Source organism: Metabacillus sp. FJAT-52054, from assembly GCF_037201815.1.
Lineage (GTDB): Bacteria > Bacillota > Bacilli > Bacillales > Bacillaceae > Metabacillus_B > Metabacillus_B sediminis.
The window spans coordinates 1,171,875-1,191,385 of record NZ_CP147407.1 but is presented as its reverse complement, the minus strand read 5'-3'; the positions used below and the strand labels follow the sequence as shown (position 1 = coordinate 1,191,385).

The 19,511-nt window shown below is 46.9% G+C and carries 16 protein-coding genes; 6 read left to right on the top strand and 10 right to left on the bottom strand.

Annotated features, from left to right (window positions below; all coding sequences use genetic code 11):
• Positions 1-48: 48 nt before the first annotated feature.
• The 4 genes from gerPC to WCV65_RS06315 are packed head-to-tail and all read left to right on the top strand — an operon-like array spanning position 49 to position 1,507.
• Positions 49-663, top strand: coding sequence for a spore germination protein GerPC (gerPC, locus tag WCV65_RS06330; RefSeq protein ID WP_338780955.1), 615 nt, complete (start codon positions 49-51; stop codon positions 661-663).
• Positions 660-836, top strand: a complete 177-nt coding sequence (locus WCV65_RS06325; protein WP_338780953.1) for a spore gernimation protein GerPD — start codon at positions 660-662, stop codon at positions 834-836. The genes gerPC and WCV65_RS06325 overlap by 4 nt, the downstream gene beginning before the upstream one ends.
• A gap of 3 nt (positions 837-839) precedes the next feature.
• Positions 840-1,247, top strand: coding sequence for a spore germination protein GerPE (locus WCV65_RS06320; RefSeq protein ID WP_338780951.1), 408 nt, complete (start codon positions 840-842; stop codon positions 1,245-1,247).
• A gap of 41 nt (positions 1,248-1,288) precedes the next feature.
• A complete protein-coding gene (locus WCV65_RS06315) occupies positions 1,289-1,507 on the top strand; it encodes a spore germination protein (protein ID WP_035413745.1) in 219 nt (72 codons plus the stop codon).
• A 145-nt stretch (positions 1,508-1,652) separates the two neighbouring features.
• Here the strand turns inward: WCV65_RS06315 and WCV65_RS06310 are convergent, their stop codons facing one another.
• From WCV65_RS06310 to WCV65_RS06285, 6 genes are all read right to left on the bottom strand, one after another.
• A complete protein-coding gene (locus tag WCV65_RS06310; protein ID WP_338780949.1) occupies positions 1,653-1,955 on the bottom strand; it encodes an HNH endonuclease signature motif containing protein in 303 nt (100 codons plus the stop codon).
• A 15-nt stretch (positions 1,956-1,970) separates the two neighbouring features.
• Positions 1,971-5,336, bottom strand: a complete 3,366-nt coding sequence (locus WCV65_RS06305; RefSeq protein ID WP_338780947.1) for an SMC family ATPase — start codon at positions 5,334-5,336, stop codon at positions 1,971-1,973.
• Positions 5,333-6,514 (bottom strand): exonuclease SbcCD subunit D, encoded by a 1,182-nt coding sequence (locus WCV65_RS06300; protein WP_338780945.1) that lies wholly within the window; start codon positions 6,512-6,514, stop codon positions 5,333-5,335. The genes WCV65_RS06305 and WCV65_RS06300 overlap by 4 nt, the downstream gene beginning before the upstream one ends.
• Positions 6,515-6,534: 20 nt before the next feature.
• On the bottom strand, positions 6,535-10,242 hold the full coding sequence (gene addA / locus WCV65_RS06295; protein ID WP_338780943.1) for a helicase-exonuclease AddAB subunit AddA: 3,708 nt from the start codon (positions 10,240-10,242) through the stop codon (positions 6,535-6,537).
• On the bottom strand, positions 10,235-13,726 hold the full coding sequence (gene addB / locus WCV65_RS06290) for a helicase-exonuclease AddAB subunit AddB (protein WP_338780941.1): 3,492 nt from the start codon (positions 13,724-13,726) through the stop codon (positions 10,235-10,237). The genes addA and addB overlap by 8 nt, the downstream gene beginning before the upstream one ends.
• A gap of 162 nt (positions 13,727-13,888) precedes the next feature.
• Complete coding sequence (locus WCV65_RS06285) at positions 13,889-14,506, bottom strand: TVP38/TMEM64 family protein (protein WP_035413734.1); 618 nt, start codon at positions 14,504-14,506, stop codon at positions 13,889-13,891.
• 237 nt (positions 14,507-14,743) lie between these two features.
• On the opposite strand from WCV65_RS06285, the gene WCV65_RS06280 reads away from it, so the two are divergent.
• Positions 14,744-15,097: a hypothetical protein gene (locus WCV65_RS06280; protein WP_035413730.1), complete on the top strand. Its 354-nt coding sequence runs from the start codon at positions 14,744-14,746 to the stop codon at positions 15,095-15,097.
• On the opposite strand, the gene WCV65_RS06275 is transcribed toward WCV65_RS06280, so the two are convergent.
• Positions 15,094-15,615 carry a competence protein ComK gene (locus tag WCV65_RS06275; RefSeq protein ID WP_051860895.1) on the bottom strand — a complete coding sequence of 174 codons (522 nt, stop codon included), beginning with the start codon at positions 15,613-15,615 and terminating at the stop codon, positions 15,094-15,096. The genes WCV65_RS06280 and WCV65_RS06275 overlap by 4 nt on opposite strands.
• Positions 15,616-15,871: 256 nt before the next feature.
• Here WCV65_RS06275 and WCV65_RS06270 point away from each other — a divergent pair, with 256 nt between their 5' ends.
• Positions 15,872-16,108, top strand: coding sequence for an IDEAL domain-containing protein (locus WCV65_RS06270; RefSeq protein ID WP_035413729.1), 237 nt, complete (start codon positions 15,872-15,874; stop codon positions 16,106-16,108).
• On the opposite strand, the gene WCV65_RS06265 is transcribed toward WCV65_RS06270, so the two are convergent.
• The 3 genes from WCV65_RS06265 to aceB all read right to left on the bottom strand — a co-directional run bounded on the left by WCV65_RS06265 (position 16,100) and on the right by aceB (position 19,286).
• On the bottom strand, positions 16,100-16,300 hold the full coding sequence (locus WCV65_RS06265; RefSeq protein ID WP_338780934.1) for a hypothetical protein: 201 nt from the start codon (positions 16,298-16,300) through the stop codon (positions 16,100-16,102). The two genes, WCV65_RS06270 and WCV65_RS06265, sit on opposite strands and share 9 nt — an antisense overlap.
• Before the next feature lie 76 nt (positions 16,301-16,376).
• A complete protein-coding gene (gene aceA, locus WCV65_RS06260) occupies positions 16,377-17,672 on the bottom strand; it encodes an isocitrate lyase (protein ID WP_338780932.1) in 1,296 nt (431 codons plus the stop codon).
• A 24-nt stretch (positions 17,673-17,696) separates the two neighbouring features.
• The gene (aceB, locus tag WCV65_RS06255; RefSeq protein ID WP_338780930.1) at positions 17,697-19,286 is read right to left on the bottom strand and encodes a malate synthase A; all 1,590 of its coding nucleotides are present in this window, start codon (positions 19,284-19,286) and stop codon (positions 17,697-17,699) included.
• Positions 19,287-19,511: the final 225 nt, after the last annotated feature.

The following is a 19,511-nucleotide window of genomic DNA, read 5'->3' as shown; positions in this document are numbered from 1 at the left end:
CCGGCATAGGATGCAGTAACGATAGATCGGGATTGCGAGGTGCTTGTCTTGTACTACGGAAATGATGTCGGGTCTTATTTGCAGCAGCTGTGTACTTGTATTCAATCACAGCAAAACAAAATTCAGCAACTTGAATCAATGATCCAGCAAATGTCAACCGATCTGCAGGCATTGAAGGATAAACCGTCCACTACCATCGAAAAAATCGAATATAAATTTGACCAGTTGAAAGTGGAAACATTGGAAGGAACATTGAATATCGGATTAAACCCAACAGATCCTGAACCGATTGAAAACTTCGAAGTTATTCAAAAAGGCCAGCAGGTAGGGAAGCTGGAACGTGAATATAACGGCGAAACCTATGGTCTGGCTCTTGACCAGCTGAATACGTACTTAAGCGAAGAGTGCCTTAACATGCTCGAAGCCCAGGAGCAGCGCCACTCAAGAAAGCTGAATGATGAACAGAGAAAAATGGTCATCGAAGACATCCGCAAACAGATCGATACCAGGGTTCAGTATTATATGAAAACCGCAAATTTCCATGAGGGCGATCCGGATTCTCAAGCTGATCAAATTACTCAAAGGGTAAAAGAGGAAATTGCGCAATCCGTTGACCACTTTATTAAATATCTTCCTGTGGAAGTGAAAGGAGAACAGCCATGAATTTTACTGTTGTAAATAAGGACCTTAATGTTGTGTTTTGCCGAGTCACAGCTGTTGCCACATCCTCCGTCTTTTTAATCGGAGATGTGAATAATGTCGGTGCTTCTAGTGTATTTGATACTCCGCCGGAATCATTGATTATCGGACCATTCGTTCCTTTGGCGCCGCAGTAAATTATGTACAATCGAAACTCAATCGTTGATGCCGCCTATGTAAACATTCTTGGGTTTTCCTCTATATTTAATATAGGGGATTCCAGAGAGATTTTGCCAAAAGCAAACGTATTTGCCGTACAGCGGGAAGCGGAAGTGTTTTATGATAATGAGGGGGACTTCAGTAAGTACGATCTTTTTCGGCTGCCTATCCCGAGGCCCATCAAGTCAGAAAATGTTGTGACCTCCTATATTCACGAAAAACCGTTTATCCGTACCAAATTTGTAAAAATACTAGCCGTCTCTACGTCCGCTGTTTTTCATATCGGCTCAACCGATCTTATTGACATGGAAGCACGCGTAAAGCATAACAGGCAGCTTTTCCGGCCCAAGGGTGTTCTGGATCCCGAAGAACAATCCGGCGAAGACTGAATATACTGGTCATATGACTTAGATAATAAAGGGTGTTTGCCATGCCAGCCATCGTCGGCCCTATCAAGATCAATACCGTTTCCGGCGGAGTCGTGAACTTTGGTGATACGTTCTATTTATCTCCTAAAAGTTCTTCCAAATCAGCTGCAGGCTCTGGCGGAGGAAACACGGGTGACTTCTGGATTTTAAATAATGGAATCAGTGCAACCAATATGATTGATCCTGATGTTGCCGATCAGAATATTGTTGCGAATAACTGAAAAAAAGAGCACCAGCGCCGGTGCTCTTTCTTTTCGTTGTATTTTAAATCAGAAATCTGTTTTATGGGATTTCAGCTGCCACTTACGCAAGGGTATCGGTCACTTACATTTATCAGATTTCCCCTATATCGGTCACAGCGACAGATTACCTCTTTTTCTTTCGCTCATTCGATTTTCTTGTCTGGATAAGCTTGGTGGATGGCTGCTTGCGGATCCATTTAATAAACTTGGAAAGCTTCTCATCCCTCTGGAGATTTTCAATTGTTGAAAGTCTCGCAGCCAGCTCTTCGTTTGTGTAGAGGGCATGAATCTGTTTATGGCATGGGATGCACAAATTGGCGGTGGCTAAATAAGCACCTCCCATTTCTTTCGGAATGAGGTGGTGAATGGTTATCTCCACATCGTTTCTGCGGCAGAGCCCGCACCTGCCCAATTGTTTTTTCCCCACAACCAGTCACCCCGTTTACAAAGTTTCCAATGCGACAGCAGTCCCTCTCCCCGTGGGATCAGCAGGTGTCACCACAAGTTTTTTTGAAAGTCTTGCCCGCAGCTCCGGAACATGGCTGATGACGCCGACAGACAGATTATTGGATTGCAGCTTTTCAAGGGCTGTTACAACCGTATCAAGCAGATCGGCATCGAGTGTCCCAAATCCTTCATCAAGGAAGAAAAATTGCAGAGGATATTCTCCCCGCAGCTGAATTTGAGTGGAAAGCGATAAAGCAAGCGCGAGCGAGGTTAGGAAGGTTTCTCCGCCGGAAAGGCTTGATACAGGCCTTCTGACTCCTCCGTTGGCATCGTCTCTCATAATAAAGCCGCCCTGTGAATCCACTTCAATCGCATATCGCTGCCGTGTAAGAAGGCCGAGACGCTCTGAAGCTGCTCTTGTTACATGGTGAAGCTGCTCCTCTGCAATGTATTCTACAAAGGAATTCCCCTTAAAAACAGACTGTAATTTTTCAAGATCAGCAATTTGGCCGGAAACTTCAAGCCGCTGCTCTTCAAGCTTTTCAAAGCGCTCATGCTTTTCCTTTAGAAGCTCAAGGGCTTTAGCTGCAGCACCTTTCAGTCCTTCCGCCTCGCTTACAAGCGCTTCGCATTCCGAGATAAGCTCATTCGTTTTCAGCCATGTTTCTTCATCCAGCTTCCGATCACGAAGCTGTTCGCTCAGTCGTTTTAAGTCTGCCTTGCATTGCTTCCAATTATCCCTGAATGCTTCCAGTCTGGAAGAAAAGCTTTCCTTTTCTTCTTGATGAAGCAGACTTGAATGAACGTCTTCCATTGTACGAAGAGCCGTTTGTTCAATTTGCTTATGCCAGCTGTTCCTTGCATCCTCAACAGATTTTGAGGCATCAATTAGACCTTTCCTTGCCGCTGCCAATTCCTTTTCCGCTTCCTTAAGATGGTTGTCTTTTTTCTCATAATGAGAGCGAAGCTGGTTCTCGCGTTCTGCTAATTGGGATAGCTGATTTTCAATCCCTGCAAGCTGAGCTGGAATGGTGCCATTTTGACTTTCTTTTTCAAGTAGTCGCTCTTTTTCATCCAGTCTTTCCTGGGAGGCTTGTTTTTTCTCAGCTGTCTGAATCTGGAGTCTATCGATTTCTGCCAGCTTTTCCTGAGCAGTCTGCCTGAGCTTCTCCTGTTCTTCTATATACTCAATGCTTTTATTTACCCTCGTTTGAAGTCCTTCAAATTGGGTATCCTTCTCAAGCATCTCCTTCAGGCGTTTCGAAACTTCATCCTGCTTCATTTCTGGATAAGAAGCAGCCCACTGCCTTTCAAATGCCTGATTTTTTTCATTATGCAGCTGAAGCTTAGCCAATGCTTCTTTAAGGTCCAGCTTACATCTCTCCATAAGCTGGGCGGATTGCTGCTCCTCGTTCTTCAGCTGCTGAAGCATTTTCACACTTGCAGATGCCTTGTCTCTGATGTGCAGCAGATCCTGTTTTAAACCCTTTAAGTCAGTGAGGAAGTCCGCTTCTGTCTGTTCAAGGGCAGCCGCACTTTCTGAATGGACGCTTTCGTCTGCAATCCAGCTGAATTCACCGATAAGGTAGGCTGAGAGCTCTTCCATTTTGACTCTTAAGAGCTCTGTTTCCTGCAGCAGCATTCGATTATCTTCCAGTTCTTTTTCCAATTGTTCAAGCTGCAGCCGGCTTCCTTCCTCCTGCTCGCCATGAACAGGCATAGGATGGCTTGTGGATCCGCAGACAGGACAAGCCTCTCCTTCCTGAAGGGAAGCGGATAACTGTCGGGCAATCGAGTGCACCCGTTCCTGTTCCAGCTTCACTTTAGCAGCTGCTGTCTTTTCCTTGCCAAAAGCAATGCTGCGTTCCAGCCTGTTTTTCAGTTCACTCGTCTGTTCGAATGTGTGAAGAAGTCCGCTGTAGACCGACATAAGCTTTTCACTCTCTAACTCTCTTTTGTCTGTAAGGTCTTTCATATCCTTTTCTGCACTCTGCTGCTGCTGAAGCAGCTGTGAGTATAGCTGTTCTGCTTCCTTCTTTTGGTCTTCCGCATACTTCCATTCCTTCTGTAAATCGGAAGCAGCCTGCATGTTCTGCCTGTAAGCCGAAGAAACCGAAAGTTTTTCGAGCTCAAGTTTTAGCTGCTGCTGCTTAAGCTTTGCTTTCTCCAGCTGCTGCCCTGCGTGATCAAACTCTTGCTTCGCCGCTTGACGGGCTTGCTCCAAACGCTCGAGATCTATTGACAGCTTTTCGGTTTCGTTTTTGCGCAGATCGCGCTCTTTTTCTACTTCAAGAAGCTGGGTCAGACGCTCTTTTTTTACCGCCAGAACAGGCTCATTTATTTCTTTTTGCTTCCTTGCTTCTTCAAATGCCTGTTTTGCTTCCGCCGTTATTTGTTTTTGTTTCTCCCATTCTGTTGACCATTTCTTTTCTTCTTCTACTAGCAGAACATGTTTGCTTTCAGATGATTGGAGATGATCAGCATAAGGCTTCAGCCTCTCAGCCTGATCGGCAATTTTCAAGCGATGCTCAATGTTTTCCATCTCTTCTGCCTGCCGCTCAAGCTTCACTTCTTTTTCCTTTAGCTGCTTCTCTTCCTGCTGAAGCTCCCATACTTTTTTCTGTTCCTCGTATGTGTCTCTTACCGTTCTCCGTTCAGCTACCCGTTTCTCCAGCAGAAGTGAGCTTGACTGCCATTCGGTTTCCGCGGCTAGTAAAGCAGCTTTTGAAGCATCACCGAGGCCTGCCTGCTCTGCTTCTGTTTCACCTAGGCGGTATTTTGCTTTGGAAAGCCTGCCGCGAAGCTTCTTTAAAAGTTCATCTCCATATTGCTCGAGATGAAACAGCCTTTGCAGCATTTGTCTGCGTTCAGAGCCTTTTAATGATAAAAACTCAGCGAATTTGCCCTGTGGCAGAACTACAGCCCTTGTAAAATCGTCAATGGTCAGTCCAAGCAATTCGTGAACCTTCTCATTCACTTCACTTGCTTTATCAGCTAAAACAACCGGTTCCGCCTGCAAATCCACCAGCCTGGAGATGGAGCCTTTCACACGGTGCTCATCCGTTCTTTTATAGGTTCTTTCCACCTTATACCGTTTGACAGATGTTCCATTTTGAAGCTCGAATGTATAAGAAACAGAGAGCTGGTCCTCTGCATGATTCAGGATGCCGTGGGTATTGTTTGCAGCACGTTCCACTTTTCCATACAGAGCGAGGGTAATTGCATCCAGGATTGAGGATTTTCCGCTTCCGGTCGGACCGAAAATGCCGAACACCCCTCCATCGCATAAACCTTCAAAATCAATGGTCTGCTTCTCTCTGAAACTATGAAGACCGGATATCGTCAGCTCGATTGGTTTCATGCGCCTTCTCCCTCCTCCGTGTCTTCTTCGCTGACGAGTTCCCTGAACAGCCGGATCAGCTTCTCATCCGGTTTGGCTCCCCCTGTCTGCCTTTCGTAAAACCTAGCAAAAAGCTCGTCTATTGGAACAGTCGATCTGGACTCAGGCTGAAGGACTGCACCTTCTGACTGGAATACCGGACGGATATGCACGATCCCGGGATGCCATTTTCTAAGCTTCTGAATATCTTCAATGGAAAGAGCATCTGTAAGATGAATTTCAAGGTCTACCCATGCGTTCGCATCCTTGCCCTGCTCAAGCCAGTCATGCACCTGGGCCATTCCGCTCACCGCTTTCCATTGCACTAAAGGCTTGCCGCTGGAAAGAAAGATCTCCTCCACCTGCGCTGTTCCCCCCGGCACTGCATCAATGATTGTCACTGATTTTGCATAGCCCGCTTCAGAAAAGCTGTATGCAAGCGGGGAGCCCGAATAGCGCGCCTGAGTTAAAGCCCTTTTAATTGTCTGCGGACGATGAAGATGGCCGAGCGCCACATACTGAGCGGCAGCTGGGAGGCTGTCTGCTGCGACTGTATAGGCTCCCCCTACTTCAATTGGCCGCTCGGAATCCGAGGTGCTGCCTCCCGCTACGTGAAGATGGCTCATCGCCACATTTACCGTATCGGATCCGAAGCCGCGGCACATGCTTTCAAAAAGACTTTTAATTTTTGTATCATAATGGTTTCTCATCAGGAGTTCATCAAAGTTTTCAGATAAAACCTGTTCCAGCCGTGATTCAGATGGATAGGCAAGCGCGGCAATATTCATTGTCTGGCCTGCAAGCGGAACATCTACCTTCAGCATGTGATCATCCGGGTAGCCGATTAAATGGATCCCATGGTCCCCGGCAAGAGGGGAAGCTGCTGCGAGTCTTTCAGGGTTATCATGGTTCCCGGCAATCACAACAACCGGTCTTTTGCCCTTGTCGGAAAGCTTGCTTAAACTCTCATAAAATAATTTTTCTGCTGCGGATGGAGGATTGACGGTATCAAACACATCCCCCGCCATGATGACTGTGTCGATTTTCTCCTTTTCCACAATATCGGCAAGCTCGTCCAAAAAAGCGGCTTGTTCCGGGATACGGCTGCGTCCTTCCAGAGTTTTCCCCAGATGCCAGTCTGCTGTGTGCAATATCCTCATCTTCCGTCCCCTTTCTGCATTTATACGTCTAATAGCTGATTTGCATCGAAGAAATACAGCACCCTTCGAGTAACCGGCTTTTTAAAAATAGATTCAACGGCTTCACTATATATCTGGAGCTGTATTTCATAACGGCTGCGCATCGTGCTTTCCGCTTCTGAAAACCCTTCGAATCTCCCTTTAATGGAATCCGTCTTGTAGTCTACGATCGTCAGCCCTTCTTCATCCTCAATCAGGCAGTCGATGACTCCCTGCACAAGTACCTTGTCCTCTGCGGAGGTGTGTTCTGGTGTACGGGCATAACTGAATGGTACCTCTCTCAGCACCCGTTTTGCGTGCTGCATTTTCTGTCCGATTTCTGATGAGTAAAAGGATACGATGGATTCCGGTTCAATAATGTCTGCCTGTTCTTCCGTCAGCAGCTCTCTCCTTCTCATATCGTCAACCGTCGAGAGAACGACATCACGTGTGACAGGTTCTCCAAGCGGCAGATGCTGCATGACCGCATGCATGGCGGTTCCCCGTTCTGCTGCTGTCAGCATCTTCTGCTGAAGGAATTTCGGACGGTCATAAATCATGGTTCCTTCCTTGGCAGGAGGCTGCTCCGAAAATTCATCCTTAAAGGATTGCATTCTCTTTATCTCAGAAACTGACTGCTTTGAGCTTTGAAGGGAGGATGCCAAATGAGGGTACACCCATGACAGCTCTTTTTCCACTTCTTCACTCCAGGGAGTCGTCAGCGGAATGGGCTTTCTTTCCGAAAGAGCCTCCATAATTTTAAGCTCCATCTCCTCGCGCTGCGCATCAGGCTCCAGCAATTCGCTTTGATGGACAAATTGAACCTTCCATTTGGAAGGATGCTCAGCCAGTACAGACTCTGGCGCTTCCCCCTCGTGAAGCTCAATAGCGCCAGGATGCCGTGTCAGGGCAGGACCAATCCAGTCCAGATAGGACTTTGCTTGAAGACGGTCGCCGTCAGGCAGCAGCCACTCCCGATTGGAAAGAGCCCTTTTCCAGCTGAGAAGCGCCTTCTCCCGATCCTTCACGGTTCCGACAAGAAACAGCTTTTCCTTCGCTCTCGTCAATGCCACATAAAGAACCCTGAGTTCCTCAGAAAGCAGCTCTATTTTCAGCTTCTTTTTCATCGCAAGAAGCGGAAGAGTCGGATAGCTGAATCGCAGCTCCGGATGGATGTACTTCGTACCGAATCCAAGATGCTTATCAAGCAGGAAGCTTTTGTTCATGTCCATCATATTGAACTGTCTGGCAAGCCCCGCTGTAAAAACAACCGGGAATTCAAGTCCCTTGCTGCTGTGGATCGTCATGATCCGCACAACATCCTCCTGTTCGCCAAGCGCTCTCGCAGCCCCGAGGTCGTCCCCTCTTTCCTGCATTCTTTCAATAAAACGCAGAAAACGAAACAGGCCGCGGAAGGAAGTAGCCTCATATTGACGGGCTCTGTCGTAAAGGGCACGGAGGTTTGCCTGCCGCTGCTTTCCGCCCGGCATCCCCCCTGCAAAATCAAAAAATTTGCTTTCCCTGTAAATTCTCCAGATCAGGTCGGATACTGCACCTTTTCTCGCTTCGCTTCTCCACTCATTCAAGCGGGTGAAAAAGCGAAGCAGCTTCTCTGCTAATACCCTGTCCGATGAGATAGGATGCTCAAGCGCTGCTTTGCACGCTTCGTAGTAGGTTCCTTTTTTATCGTACGTACGAATTGCCGCCATTTCGGTCTCATTTAACCCGACGATTGGCGACCTTAAAACAGAGGCAAGCGGAATATCTTGTGACGGATTGTCGATCGTTTTCAGAAGCGACATCATAATTGCGACCTCTGTCGCTTCAAAATATCCTCCGGAAAGGTTTGCATACACCGGAATTCCCTGTTTTTTCAGCTCCTCCATCATCTGCGGAGCCCATGGCATGGAACGGAGCAGGATAACAATATCCCGGTACATGATACCGCGGGTTCCGTTCTTTTTCCGGTCATAGATTGGAGACCGGCTGTCAACTAGCTCCCGGATTTTTTTTGCTATCAGCCTTGATTCAAGCTGAACGGTATCAGCCTCCGGTTCATTCATGGCATTAGCTCCCGGCTCGTCTTCCAGTTCTTCAAGGCCGCTCCGATCAGCAAGCAGAAGCTCGGTTTCCATTCCTGCACTCTCCGGATAGGCTGCACCAAGCTTCAGTTCTGCCTGGTCATCATAATGGATCTCGCCAACCTTTTCTCCCATCAGCTGTTTAAATAGAAAGTTTGTGCCATCCAGCACCTCCGAACGGCTCCTGAAGTTTTTATTTAAATCAATGCGCTGTCCGGTGGTCTCAGCGCCCGGTGTAAACCGCTTGTATTTATTTAAGAACAGCATTGGTTCCGCAAGACGAAAGCGGTAGATAGACTGTTTGACATCCCCTACCATAAACAGATTTCCTGCTTCTTCCGATTTTTTTTTGACGAGCTGGAGAATCGCTTCCTGCACAAGATTCGTATCCTGATATTCATCCACCATGACTTCCGTAAACTGCTGACGGCACGCTAAAGCCGGTTCGGCGGGAAGAAGGCGGCCATGTTCATCTTTTACTGAAAGGATGGAAAGGCACAGATGCTCAAGATCTGAGAAGTCCACCAGGCCTTTTTCCTTTTTCTTTTGCTGAAAATGCTCCCCAAATCTTTTCACAAACTGAACGAGGGTATCAATAACGGGCTTCAATTCGCCAAGGTCATGGAGTGAGCGGCGGATATCACGTTTAAACCAGTCTTCTTCCACTTTTTCAAGCTGCTTCTTGGCACTGTCTCTTAATGTTTTCACTTCTTCGGTTAGAACCGGATCGTACTCTTCACCCTTCACAGGCTTTGCCCGCTTCGGTTTGAGGGAGGACATGCCTGCTGCAAGCTCCTCCCAGGAAAATTCCTTTTCCAGGAGGCTGTTTACCTGATTTAGATAATCGGAAACATCATCGGCTCTCGGAGCTGGGCCGCCCGGCATCCGGATCAGCCGCATCGCCTGTTCGAGCCTTTCCTTTGCAAGACCTATGTTTATCTCGATATCTTCTTTGATGACTGGGAAGTATGGCTGGTCTTCCAAGCGGCAATTCTCGTTCACATCGTAAAGACTCGATAGCTGGCTAAGCCATTCATCCGGATTCGGATTTGATCTCGAAAAATCGTAAAGCGTACGGATTAAGTCCTGCAGGGCAAGATCACTCCGGTCAGAGGAATAGCGGTCTGCCAGGTCAAAAAACGATTCATTATTCTCTTTTCCATATTCCTCTTCGAATAAATCATCGAGCACCTCATCCATTAAAAGGGCTCCCTCTGTCTGGTCGGCAATTCGGAAGCCGGGATCAAGGTCAATCATGTAGTAATATTTTTGGATCATATTCAGGCAAAAGGAATGGAGCGTTGAAATGGATGCCCGGTTCAGCAAGGTAATCTGTCGTCTTAAATGAAGCGAAGCCGGATTGCTTTTCAATGCTTCCTCAAGCGCTTCGCCAATCCTGTTTTTCATTTCAGCAGCCGATGCATTGGTGAACGTAACGACTAAAAGCCGGTCGACATCAGCCGGGTTATCCCGGCTCGTAATCTTCCGAATCATGCGTTCCACAAGAACCGCAGTTTTTCCGGATCCTGCCGCCGCCGCTACAAGAATATCCTGTCCGGAAGAAGCAATCGCTGACCATTGGTCATCCGTCCACTGGCTACCCGGCGGTTTGGGAATGTGATTATTCATTGTCGGCCTCCTCTCTCAGACGCATAAATATCTGCTCATTCTTCTCTTCTCTCAGAACCCGGTAATCATTGTCCTTAAGGGATTGGTCAAACTGGCAGACTCCTTTATACGGACAAAATGTGCACGGCACTTTATCCTTCATCCTGTATGGGCTGATATCCGTCACCCCATTGGTAATTTCCGTTCCAATCTGCTTAAATTCACTTCTCACATGGCGCCGCAGCATATCGAACTCTTCATTGCTCGCAATCGAAGAGCTTGAGCTGAAGCCGCCGCTTTTTTTGAAGCCGGCTGCCACAATATTGGACGAACCGCTTTCAAGCGTCTGATCCATGAGCTGAATCGTCTCCTCTTCTCCAAGAAGCAGACCCTTCATTTTAAACTTTTTAAAGATTTCTTCCTCAAGATCCTCAAGACTAAGCTTTGCGCCGGCCTGAATCATTGGATCATGAACGTGGAAATAGAGCACGCCCGCAGGACTCGCTTCCACGCCAAGCCATGTTTTGGAATAGGAAATAATAACGTCCAAATAGGTGAGCATTTGCAGAGCGATACCATAGTAAACCTCGCTTAGATTCAGGGCGCGGTCGCTCGATTTGTAATCCACGATTCGAAGCAGAAGGCCTCTGGAGCTTTCAGCTGAATCTACCCGGTCAATCCTACCCGTCAGCTCCATCGTATAGCCGTTATCGAGCTTAAATCTCATTGGCGGCAGCGGGCCGCCCTTGCCGAAGCCAAGTTCCAGTCCGATTGGCGTAAATAGCGAAGCCTTTGCCTGTTCAGCAATCACACCCGCCGCCCTGGCAATAATCTTTTCAAGTTTGCTTTTCAAATACTGATGACGGTTCGAGCTCATAAGCACTTCTTTTTGGAGCATGGGAGCCAGCCGGTTTACTGCTTCACTCGATAGAGATCTGCATTGATCCTTCGTGACATCCCTCCAGGATACGTTCATTTCCCCCAGCCTGTCAGAAATCATCTTGAGCGCCGAGTGAAACAGCTGGCCGACATCCGGAGCTTCAAGACGGAACTGCTCGCGTTCCCTCAGCTTCAGTCCGTGGCTCGCAAAATGGGAGAACGGACAGCTTCTGAATTGCTCCATCCTGGACACACTTCCCAATATATGCTGGCCATAAAGCTCTTTTGTGACAGCCTGCTTCAACGGCTTTGCCTGATTCTTATAAAACAGGCTTCCGATGACCATCTCCACATTGCCGCTCTGATCGTGCTCAATCAAATAATTGTAAGCATCCCACCAGCTGTCATGCACCGGATATTGCTTCTTCCACGTCTGCAGCTGAGAGCTTAAGTATGTCAGTGCAACAGATTTGTTCGGCATAAAGGATAACTGTTCATGCTCCTCGAGTGATTCCGGTTCATTTACAAACCACTCCTTCACCGCATCCGGAAAAAGTTCCTCCAGACGGCTAATTAAAATAGAAGGCAGCAGCGTCTTCCCTTCCGGATCCGCCGATGGATACGAAACAGACAGGTGCTCCGATCCGCTCGCGAGCGCCATATAAATTATGAAATTTTCATCCAGCAGCTGCTGTCTTGCTGACGGCGCCATTGCAGCCCCGTTCTGTTCAAGAAGCTCGCGGTCCTCATCCGAGAGTATGCCATCCTCCGCCGGTCTTGCTGGAATAACCCCATCATTTGCACCGGCCACGAATGTATGCTTCAATCCGTAAAACCGGGAACGTTCCATATCCCCGATCAGGACCTGATCTATCGCCGGAGGAACAAGAGAAAACTTTAAGCTTTCCAAACCGGTATCCATCATTTCCGTAAACTGCGCCGAGGATATGGGGTGATTTCCGATCATTTCTGCAAATTCATCCAGCAGACCAATCACCGCATCCCAAACTTGGGAATGCTCCCGGACCTCGATAAGACCCCCGGCCAATTCTGCCTCTTGTTTAAGTTCTTCGAGCTTCGCAGGAATTTCAAGATTTTCAAGGAACAAAAACAAAGCCCCTGCCTTCTGTACTCCCGTTTTTGCTTTTTTGAGCCCCGCAGCCAGTTCTTTAAGGGGCTTCGCAGCAAGCTCCTTCAGCCGGTTGATTTGTTCTTCCTTGTTCAGTTCTTCATCCGTCACTGCGTTTCCGCCCTCCAGGGAACGGAACCTTCTGTAAATCCACCTTTTTTCGGAGGTCCATCTTGACCCGTTTATGCCATGTGCAAGCACATAGTTTTCGAGTAGATCCATCTCTTCTCTTAAGGAACGTTTATCCGCTCCCGCTGGAAACAGCAGATCCGTTTTTATCGTACGGAACATCGCTTCGTATCGAAAGCTGCCCGTAACAGCCTCCAGGGAAGACCGGATCAATTCTACAAGAGGGTGATGAAGCATGGAACGTTTTTGATCTATGAAAAAAGGAATCTCATAATCTGTAAATACCTGTTCAATTAAATCATGATAGCTGGATGGATGGCGCAGTAAAATCGCTGTGTCCCGGAAACGGGCTCCCCTTTTCCTGACGTGCTCCTGAATCCGGCGGGCAATTCCTTCTATTTCCGCACGGTGGCTTGCCGCCTGGCAGATGGAGATGTCCGTCAGCCCTTTGAATGGCTGTGATGGCCTTGAATCATAATTTTGCTCCAAGTGCTGAAGAGAGGGAGAACCGATGAATCTTGGAAGCTCATTCAGCAAGACCGGTTCCTCAGTTTCAATGTGAAGATCCTCGGCCATTTTCTTGAATTGGGTGTATGTCATCCCTGTCATCCGGAACAAATGCAGCTCATGCGGCAAATGCCTGTCAAACAATTTATCCGCCGTAATGCTGACGGTTACCCGGGCTGCTTTTGCGAGAAGGCTTTTCACCGCCTCCATTTCCATTGGCGTGAAATGATGAAAACCATCTATGTAAATCTCTGCTTTTTCAAGATAGGAGGATTCGGGAATTCGTTCCGAAAGCATTCCGAGCGTATCCTCGGCGTCTACATACCGGCCCGTGAGCGCTTCTTCAAGCCGTTCATAAATGGCATGCAAGTCCTCAAGCTTTCCTGAAAGAACTCTTTCCTTTTCATTCATCTGTTTTTGAATCGCTTGGATCTGCCCAAGCAGTTCAGCCGGGTTTATGCTGTATCGTTTGAATTCCGTAATCATCGCTTCTACATGCTGAATAAAACCGGTCTTATCACTGGCTTTTCCATACACTTTAAAGTTCTGTTTTTCATCTTCTATAATCTTCCTCAGCATCATCTGGACACCAGTTGATGTAATCGGCTGCCTTGCCGCGCCTGACGTTTCCTGGAGGATTCTTAAGCTAAGCCGTGAAAAACTAAATACCTGAGCCCGGATCATTCCGCTCAATCCCGGAGTGCGGGCAAGCTCATACTCCATGGCAAATGTCATCTGATCAGGTACAAGAAAAAGGATCGGCGGACCGTCCGGCTGCTCATTCAGCTTTTCTCTAATTTCGTTCAGGATCATTGTGGTTTTGCCGCTGCCGGAGCGTCCCGCCATAAACCGGATTGTCATATAAACAGCCTCCTTTTTAATACATGTATTCATTATATACGAATACATGTTCGTTTTCATCTTCCAAATAAATGGACAAGTCCACTGCATATCTTTTTAAAAGGGCTCATTTTTTCACTTTGAGTTGAGATATAAAAAGCCCGGACGTATCATCATCCGAGCTTACCGCTTGTCCAATTTCCGACCCATTTTTGTGTTCAGTCTTTTCTCGAGAATCTTGCCGACAATCCACATGACCAAGAGAACCGCAGCAGCCGTTATCGATTTCATCGGGTCTGTGATCAGGGCGTGCAAATCCTGGCCCACATAGCTCACAATGAAAATCATAACCAGCTTTCCGGTAAAAACAGCGAGCATAAAATTCCAGATGCTGATCCTTGATAATCCGGCGACAACATTCACTGCGGCTGAAGGAGTGAACGGAAAGCACAGTAATATGAACAGCGGGCCAAATCCCTTTTCTTCTACCCAGCTTACCATCCGGCTGATTCCTTTATGCCGGCTTAAAAAGTGGAAAAAGCGCTCCTGTCCAAATTTCCTCACCAGCAGGAAAACAATGAAAGCACCAGCTGATGCCCCAAGCCATGATAAAAAAAAGCCCAGGCCAAAGCCAAACGAATTCACATTTGCCACAATAAAAACGACAAGCGGAAGGAAGGGTAAAAATGCCTCAAGCATCGGCAGGCCTATTCCAAGAAGGGGCCCGAATGAGCGGTACTGTTCAAAGATTTTCATCATTTTTTCTAAAGTAAACGAATCAAACAGCGTATGCAGGTCCATTCCAAGCTCCTTAAGATTTATGTATCCTCCTATTTTACCGTTTTTCGGGGAAAACTTAAATAAGCAGGTGCTGGAAATGAAATCACTATTGAAATTTTTTTTAAATCGGAATAGAATAAATTACGAACAAATGTTCTATAATAAAAGATAGAACTTCTCTGTCCTGAAATTTCTGCATCAGGTGAACGACCGCCTGTCAAAGAGGATAAAACAGAGGATAAAGCGAGGCCAATGAACATGACAAGAATACCTGAAGAAGTGAGAGATATGATCGACCAGGCCATCTACCTGCCCATGACCATCTCTATCCTGAACCGCGATCTCTCCGTTGTTGAAAAAAGCCCATTCAAATTGAAGCAGCCATACCTTCACCTGATCGAAGAATCCCTCAAGCTTGCCCAAAAGGATCTTCAGCAGGTCAAACGGGAGCTTCACCGCCAGAAAATAAAAGTCACCAAAATCAAGCATGACGAAGCGTTTACGATGTATTCCTTCCTCTACCAGGGATATGAGGAACAGCACAACTATTTTAATCCCAGGATCCGCAATAAAGTGTGCGAGCTGCTGACGGAGTATTTGGTTAAGGTTTAAGTATGAAACGTTTCGCCTGGACTTCTGCTGTATAAAAGCTGGGTGAATAACCGTTTTTCATTTTCCACCCTGGATGAAATTACAGCACGAAGCTGGGCGGTACGATAAAGCTGGTTTTCAAAAGAGTGGATGGATACAGGCAGGGTAAATGATTTACGGTTTGAGAATATTACAAGTGTTTCTGCTTCCCCAGCTGGTGAAAAGTCCTCAATATGCTGGTGAGAAATCCAGGAGCAATGCGGTCTGGAAGATGCGGCTGTCGGGAAAAGATAGATGGAGTTTCCTGCGTCTACAACAATCGGAGGCTTATGGGTGATGCCGATCGTGTCCTTCGTGCCAGTCTTTCTCCCCTGATAGCTTGACCCAAAATAACGGCAGCTCCGATCTACGATATCCAAAGGTCTCATGGAAACCTCATATTCCTTTTCCACCTCCAAAACAAAAGATGATCCGATCCCTTCATTACTTAAAATTGCCATTGTTAACCGATTTGCCTCATATTGACTGATTTTTTCCATGATTGATTCACCTCGAATTTGTTAGGTATATTTAACCAAGAAAAATTTACCACGCCGACCTTACACGGATCCACAAATTTACATAAACCTAATAGAAATGTAATCTTTTAACAAAAAATTAATTCAAATTGCGATTTTACTGCAGATCTAATGCAAAATATAACCTCGAATATAAATTATCTAAAAATTATAAATATTTAGTTGATTTTCTTACACTCAGTCCATATAATAAGAAAAAGGCATCAGGGGTGATCCTATGAAAAACAAAAAATCGTATGCAGAGCTTATGAAGTCCCGTCACACAATGAAGAACGAAGCAGAAGCCGCGTCAATGCTGGATATCTACATTCAAATGATTCTGGACGAAGCAGGACTGAAACGAAAACTGGCGCTCCTCGAAACTCAAATCAATGATGCTCTCGATCAAAGAAACAAGCCATTATTTATGGATTTATCCAAGCAATACGCCGACGTGATTCACTGTCTACAATAACGAAGCCAATCCTTTTGGATCGGCTTTTTTGTTTGGTGCGAGCCTGGCCGATAGGGGGATCATGACCGTTTTGCCCGTTATCGACATGAATTTGCCCGTAATCGACATGAACCTGCCCATAATCGACACGGAATTGCCCGTTATCGTCAAAAAATTGCCCGTTAGCAGCAAATTACGTCCTGCAATCGACATGCAGCTCCCCGTACCTCTTGCCGCAAATCCCACAAACAAAAAGAAGCGGTCGTCACACACGCCCGCTTCTTACCTCTTATACAGTTGTTGTCTCAGATGTGAACTGCTCTGTTTCTGTTGATCCTTTCAATGCCGTAGTAGAGGAGGTTCCTCCGCTAACTGTTTGCGATACTTCATCAAAGTACCCAGTACCGACCTCGCGCTGATGGCGGGTTGCCGTGTAGCCGTACTGTTCACTGCCGAATTCAGCCTGCTGCAGCTCGGAGTAAGCGGCCATGCCGTAGTCTCTGTATTTGCGGGCAAGCTCGAACATGCCATGATTTAAAGCGTGGAAGCCGGCAAGTGTAACAAATTGGAATTTGTAGCCCATTTTGCCGAGTTCCTTCTGGAAGCTTGCAATCGTCGCTTCATCCAGCTTTTTCTTCCAGTTAAAGGATGGCGAGCAGTTATAGGCAAGCAGCTTGCCAGGGAATTTTTCATGAATAGCATCCGCGAACTTTTGAGCCTGTTCAAGGTTAGGTTCGCTCGTTTCACACCAGACCAGATCCGCGTAAGGCGCATAGGAAAGTCCTCGTGCTATCGCCTGGTCAATGCCTGATTTAGTGCGGAAAAACCCTTCCGGTGTGCGTTCCCCTGTGATAAACGGGTGGTCGGCAGGATCAACATCGCTTGTGATCAGGTCAGCCGCATCCGCATCCGTACGCGCAATAATCAAGGTTGGTACACCCATTACATCTGCTGCAAGTCTTGCGGATATAAGATTCTTCACCGCTGTTTGGGTTGGAAGCAAAACCTTGCCTCCCAAGTGCCCGCATTTTTTTTCAGAGGAAAGCTGGTCTTCAAAGTGGACAGCTGCCGCTCCCGCTTCAATCATGCCCTTCATAAGCTCAAATACATTGAGCTGCCCGCCAAAGCCTGCTTCCGCATCAGCTACAATCGGGGCGAACCAGTCAATCTCCCCTTCTTGCTCCAAGTATTGAATCTGATCCGCGCGCTGCAGCGCCTGATTGATCCGCTTTACAACACTTGGAACACTGTTGGCCGGATACAGGCTTTGATCCGGATACATATGGCCAGAAAGGTTGGCATCGGCCGCTACTTGCCATCCGCTCAAATAGATGGCCTTTAAGCCCGCCTTCACCTGCTGAACTGCCTGATTCCCCGTTAATGCGCCAAGTGCATGCACATAATCCTCTTTATGAAGCATATCCCAAAGCTTTTCAGAGCCGCGTCTTGCCAAAGTATGCTCCACATCAAGTGAGCCGCGCAGTCTGATTACTTCTTCTGCCGTGTATGTGCGGGTAACGTCCTTCCAGCGGCTGTCCATCTCCCACTGTTCATTCAGCTGATTGATTCGTTCATTTCTCCCCATGTAAATCCATCCCCTTTGTTTTCGTTAAATTTTTTCGTAGCTTGGCAGTGTCAGAAAATCGGTAAATTCGTCATACTTTACTAATTCGTCAAATACATCAGCGGCTTCTGGAAACTTCATTTGCGTATAGAACTTATCCCCGAGTTCTTCCGCAATTTTCGCCGTTTCCTCCCTCTTAAGCTGCTCGTAAAGCTCCATCGTCACCGGTCTTCCGTCATCCAGAATCCCTTTATCATGCCGAATCCACTGCCAAACCTGGGCTCTGGAAATTTCAGCAGTGGCCGCATCCTCCATCAAATGATGAATCGGGGCGGCTCCTCTACCGGAAAGCCAGGAAGCCAGATAGCGGATGCCGACATCAATATTCATCCTAAGACCTGCTTCTGTTATCGTTCCACCGGGTACTTCAAGCAAATCGGATGCCGTCACTTCCAATTCTTCAAGCTGCTTTTCTATTTGATTTTTGCCCGGCATGTATTCATTGAACACATCCAATGCAATGGAGACGAGTGCCGGATGAGCAACCCATGTGCCATCATGACCGTCGCTTGCTTCGCGGAGTTTGTCAGCTTTCACCTTGTTCATCGCTGCCTCGTTTGCTTCCGCATTGTCCTTAATCGGGATTTGTGCCGCCATTCCCCCTATTGCCGGAGCGTTCCGCTTGTGACACGTTTTAATGACAAGCAGAGAATACGCTCTCATAAATGGAGAGGTCATGGTCACCTGCGCCCGGTCTGGCAAAATCACATCCGATTGGCCGCAGAGCTTTTTTAAATAGCTGAAGATATAATCCCATCTGCCGCAGTTAAGGCCCGCTGAATGCTCCTTCAGTTCATAAAGAATTTCATCCATTTCAAAGGCTGCAGGTATCGTTTCAATCAGTACCGTTGCTTTTATCGTGCCGCGTGGAATTTCAAGCTCCTCTTGCGCAAAAATGAAGACATCATTCCAAAGTCTTGCTTCAAGATGGCTTTCAAGCTTCGGCAAATAAAAGTATGGACCGCTTCCGTTCTCAATGAGTGTCCGTGCATTATGGAAAAAATACAATCCAAAATCGAACAAACTGCCCGAAATCCTCTCGTCATGAAGCAGGACATGCTTCTCTTCCAAATGCCAGCCTCTTGGACGGACCTTTAGGACAGCAGGCTGCGGGTTCAGTTTGTAAACTTTTCCGTCCGCCTGTTGGAGACGGATTGTCCGCTGAACCGCATCCCTTAAATTCAGCTGCCCTTCCATCATGTTGCTCCAGGCAGGCGAGGTTGCATCTTCAAAATCAGCCATAAAGACTTTCGCACCGGAGTTCAGAGCATTTATGATCATTTTCCGGTCAACAGGGCCTGTGATTTCAACCCGTCTGTCCAGAAGATCGTCCGGAAGCGGAGCAATGGTCCACTGTCCGTTTCGAATGCTTTCGGTTTCCTTCAAAAAATCAAATAATTTTCCTGCTTGAAGCTGACTTTGGCGTTCTTGCCTTTTTTGAAGCAGCTCTCTGCGCCTGGGCCCGAATTTTTCTTCAAGCTGCCCGATAAATGCGAGGGCTTCAGGTTTGAGCAAATCCTTGTATGCATCTTCCCATTCCCCAATCACTCGAATACCGGCTGTTTGGGTTGCCACGAATATCACCTCTCCAAATTGTTATAATACAGATTTAAAAATCTAAGATTAATATATAACAGATTATTTGAAAAAGAAACACTTTTTTGATAACTTTGTAGAATTATTTTTTTAAAAGTTGATTTTGTAAAAAACTAACAATAGGAAATTGAAGTGTCACGCAGTACTGCCACGCAAAAAAACCTCCGAAAAATAGCGGCAGCAATGTACCTTATTTTTCGAAGG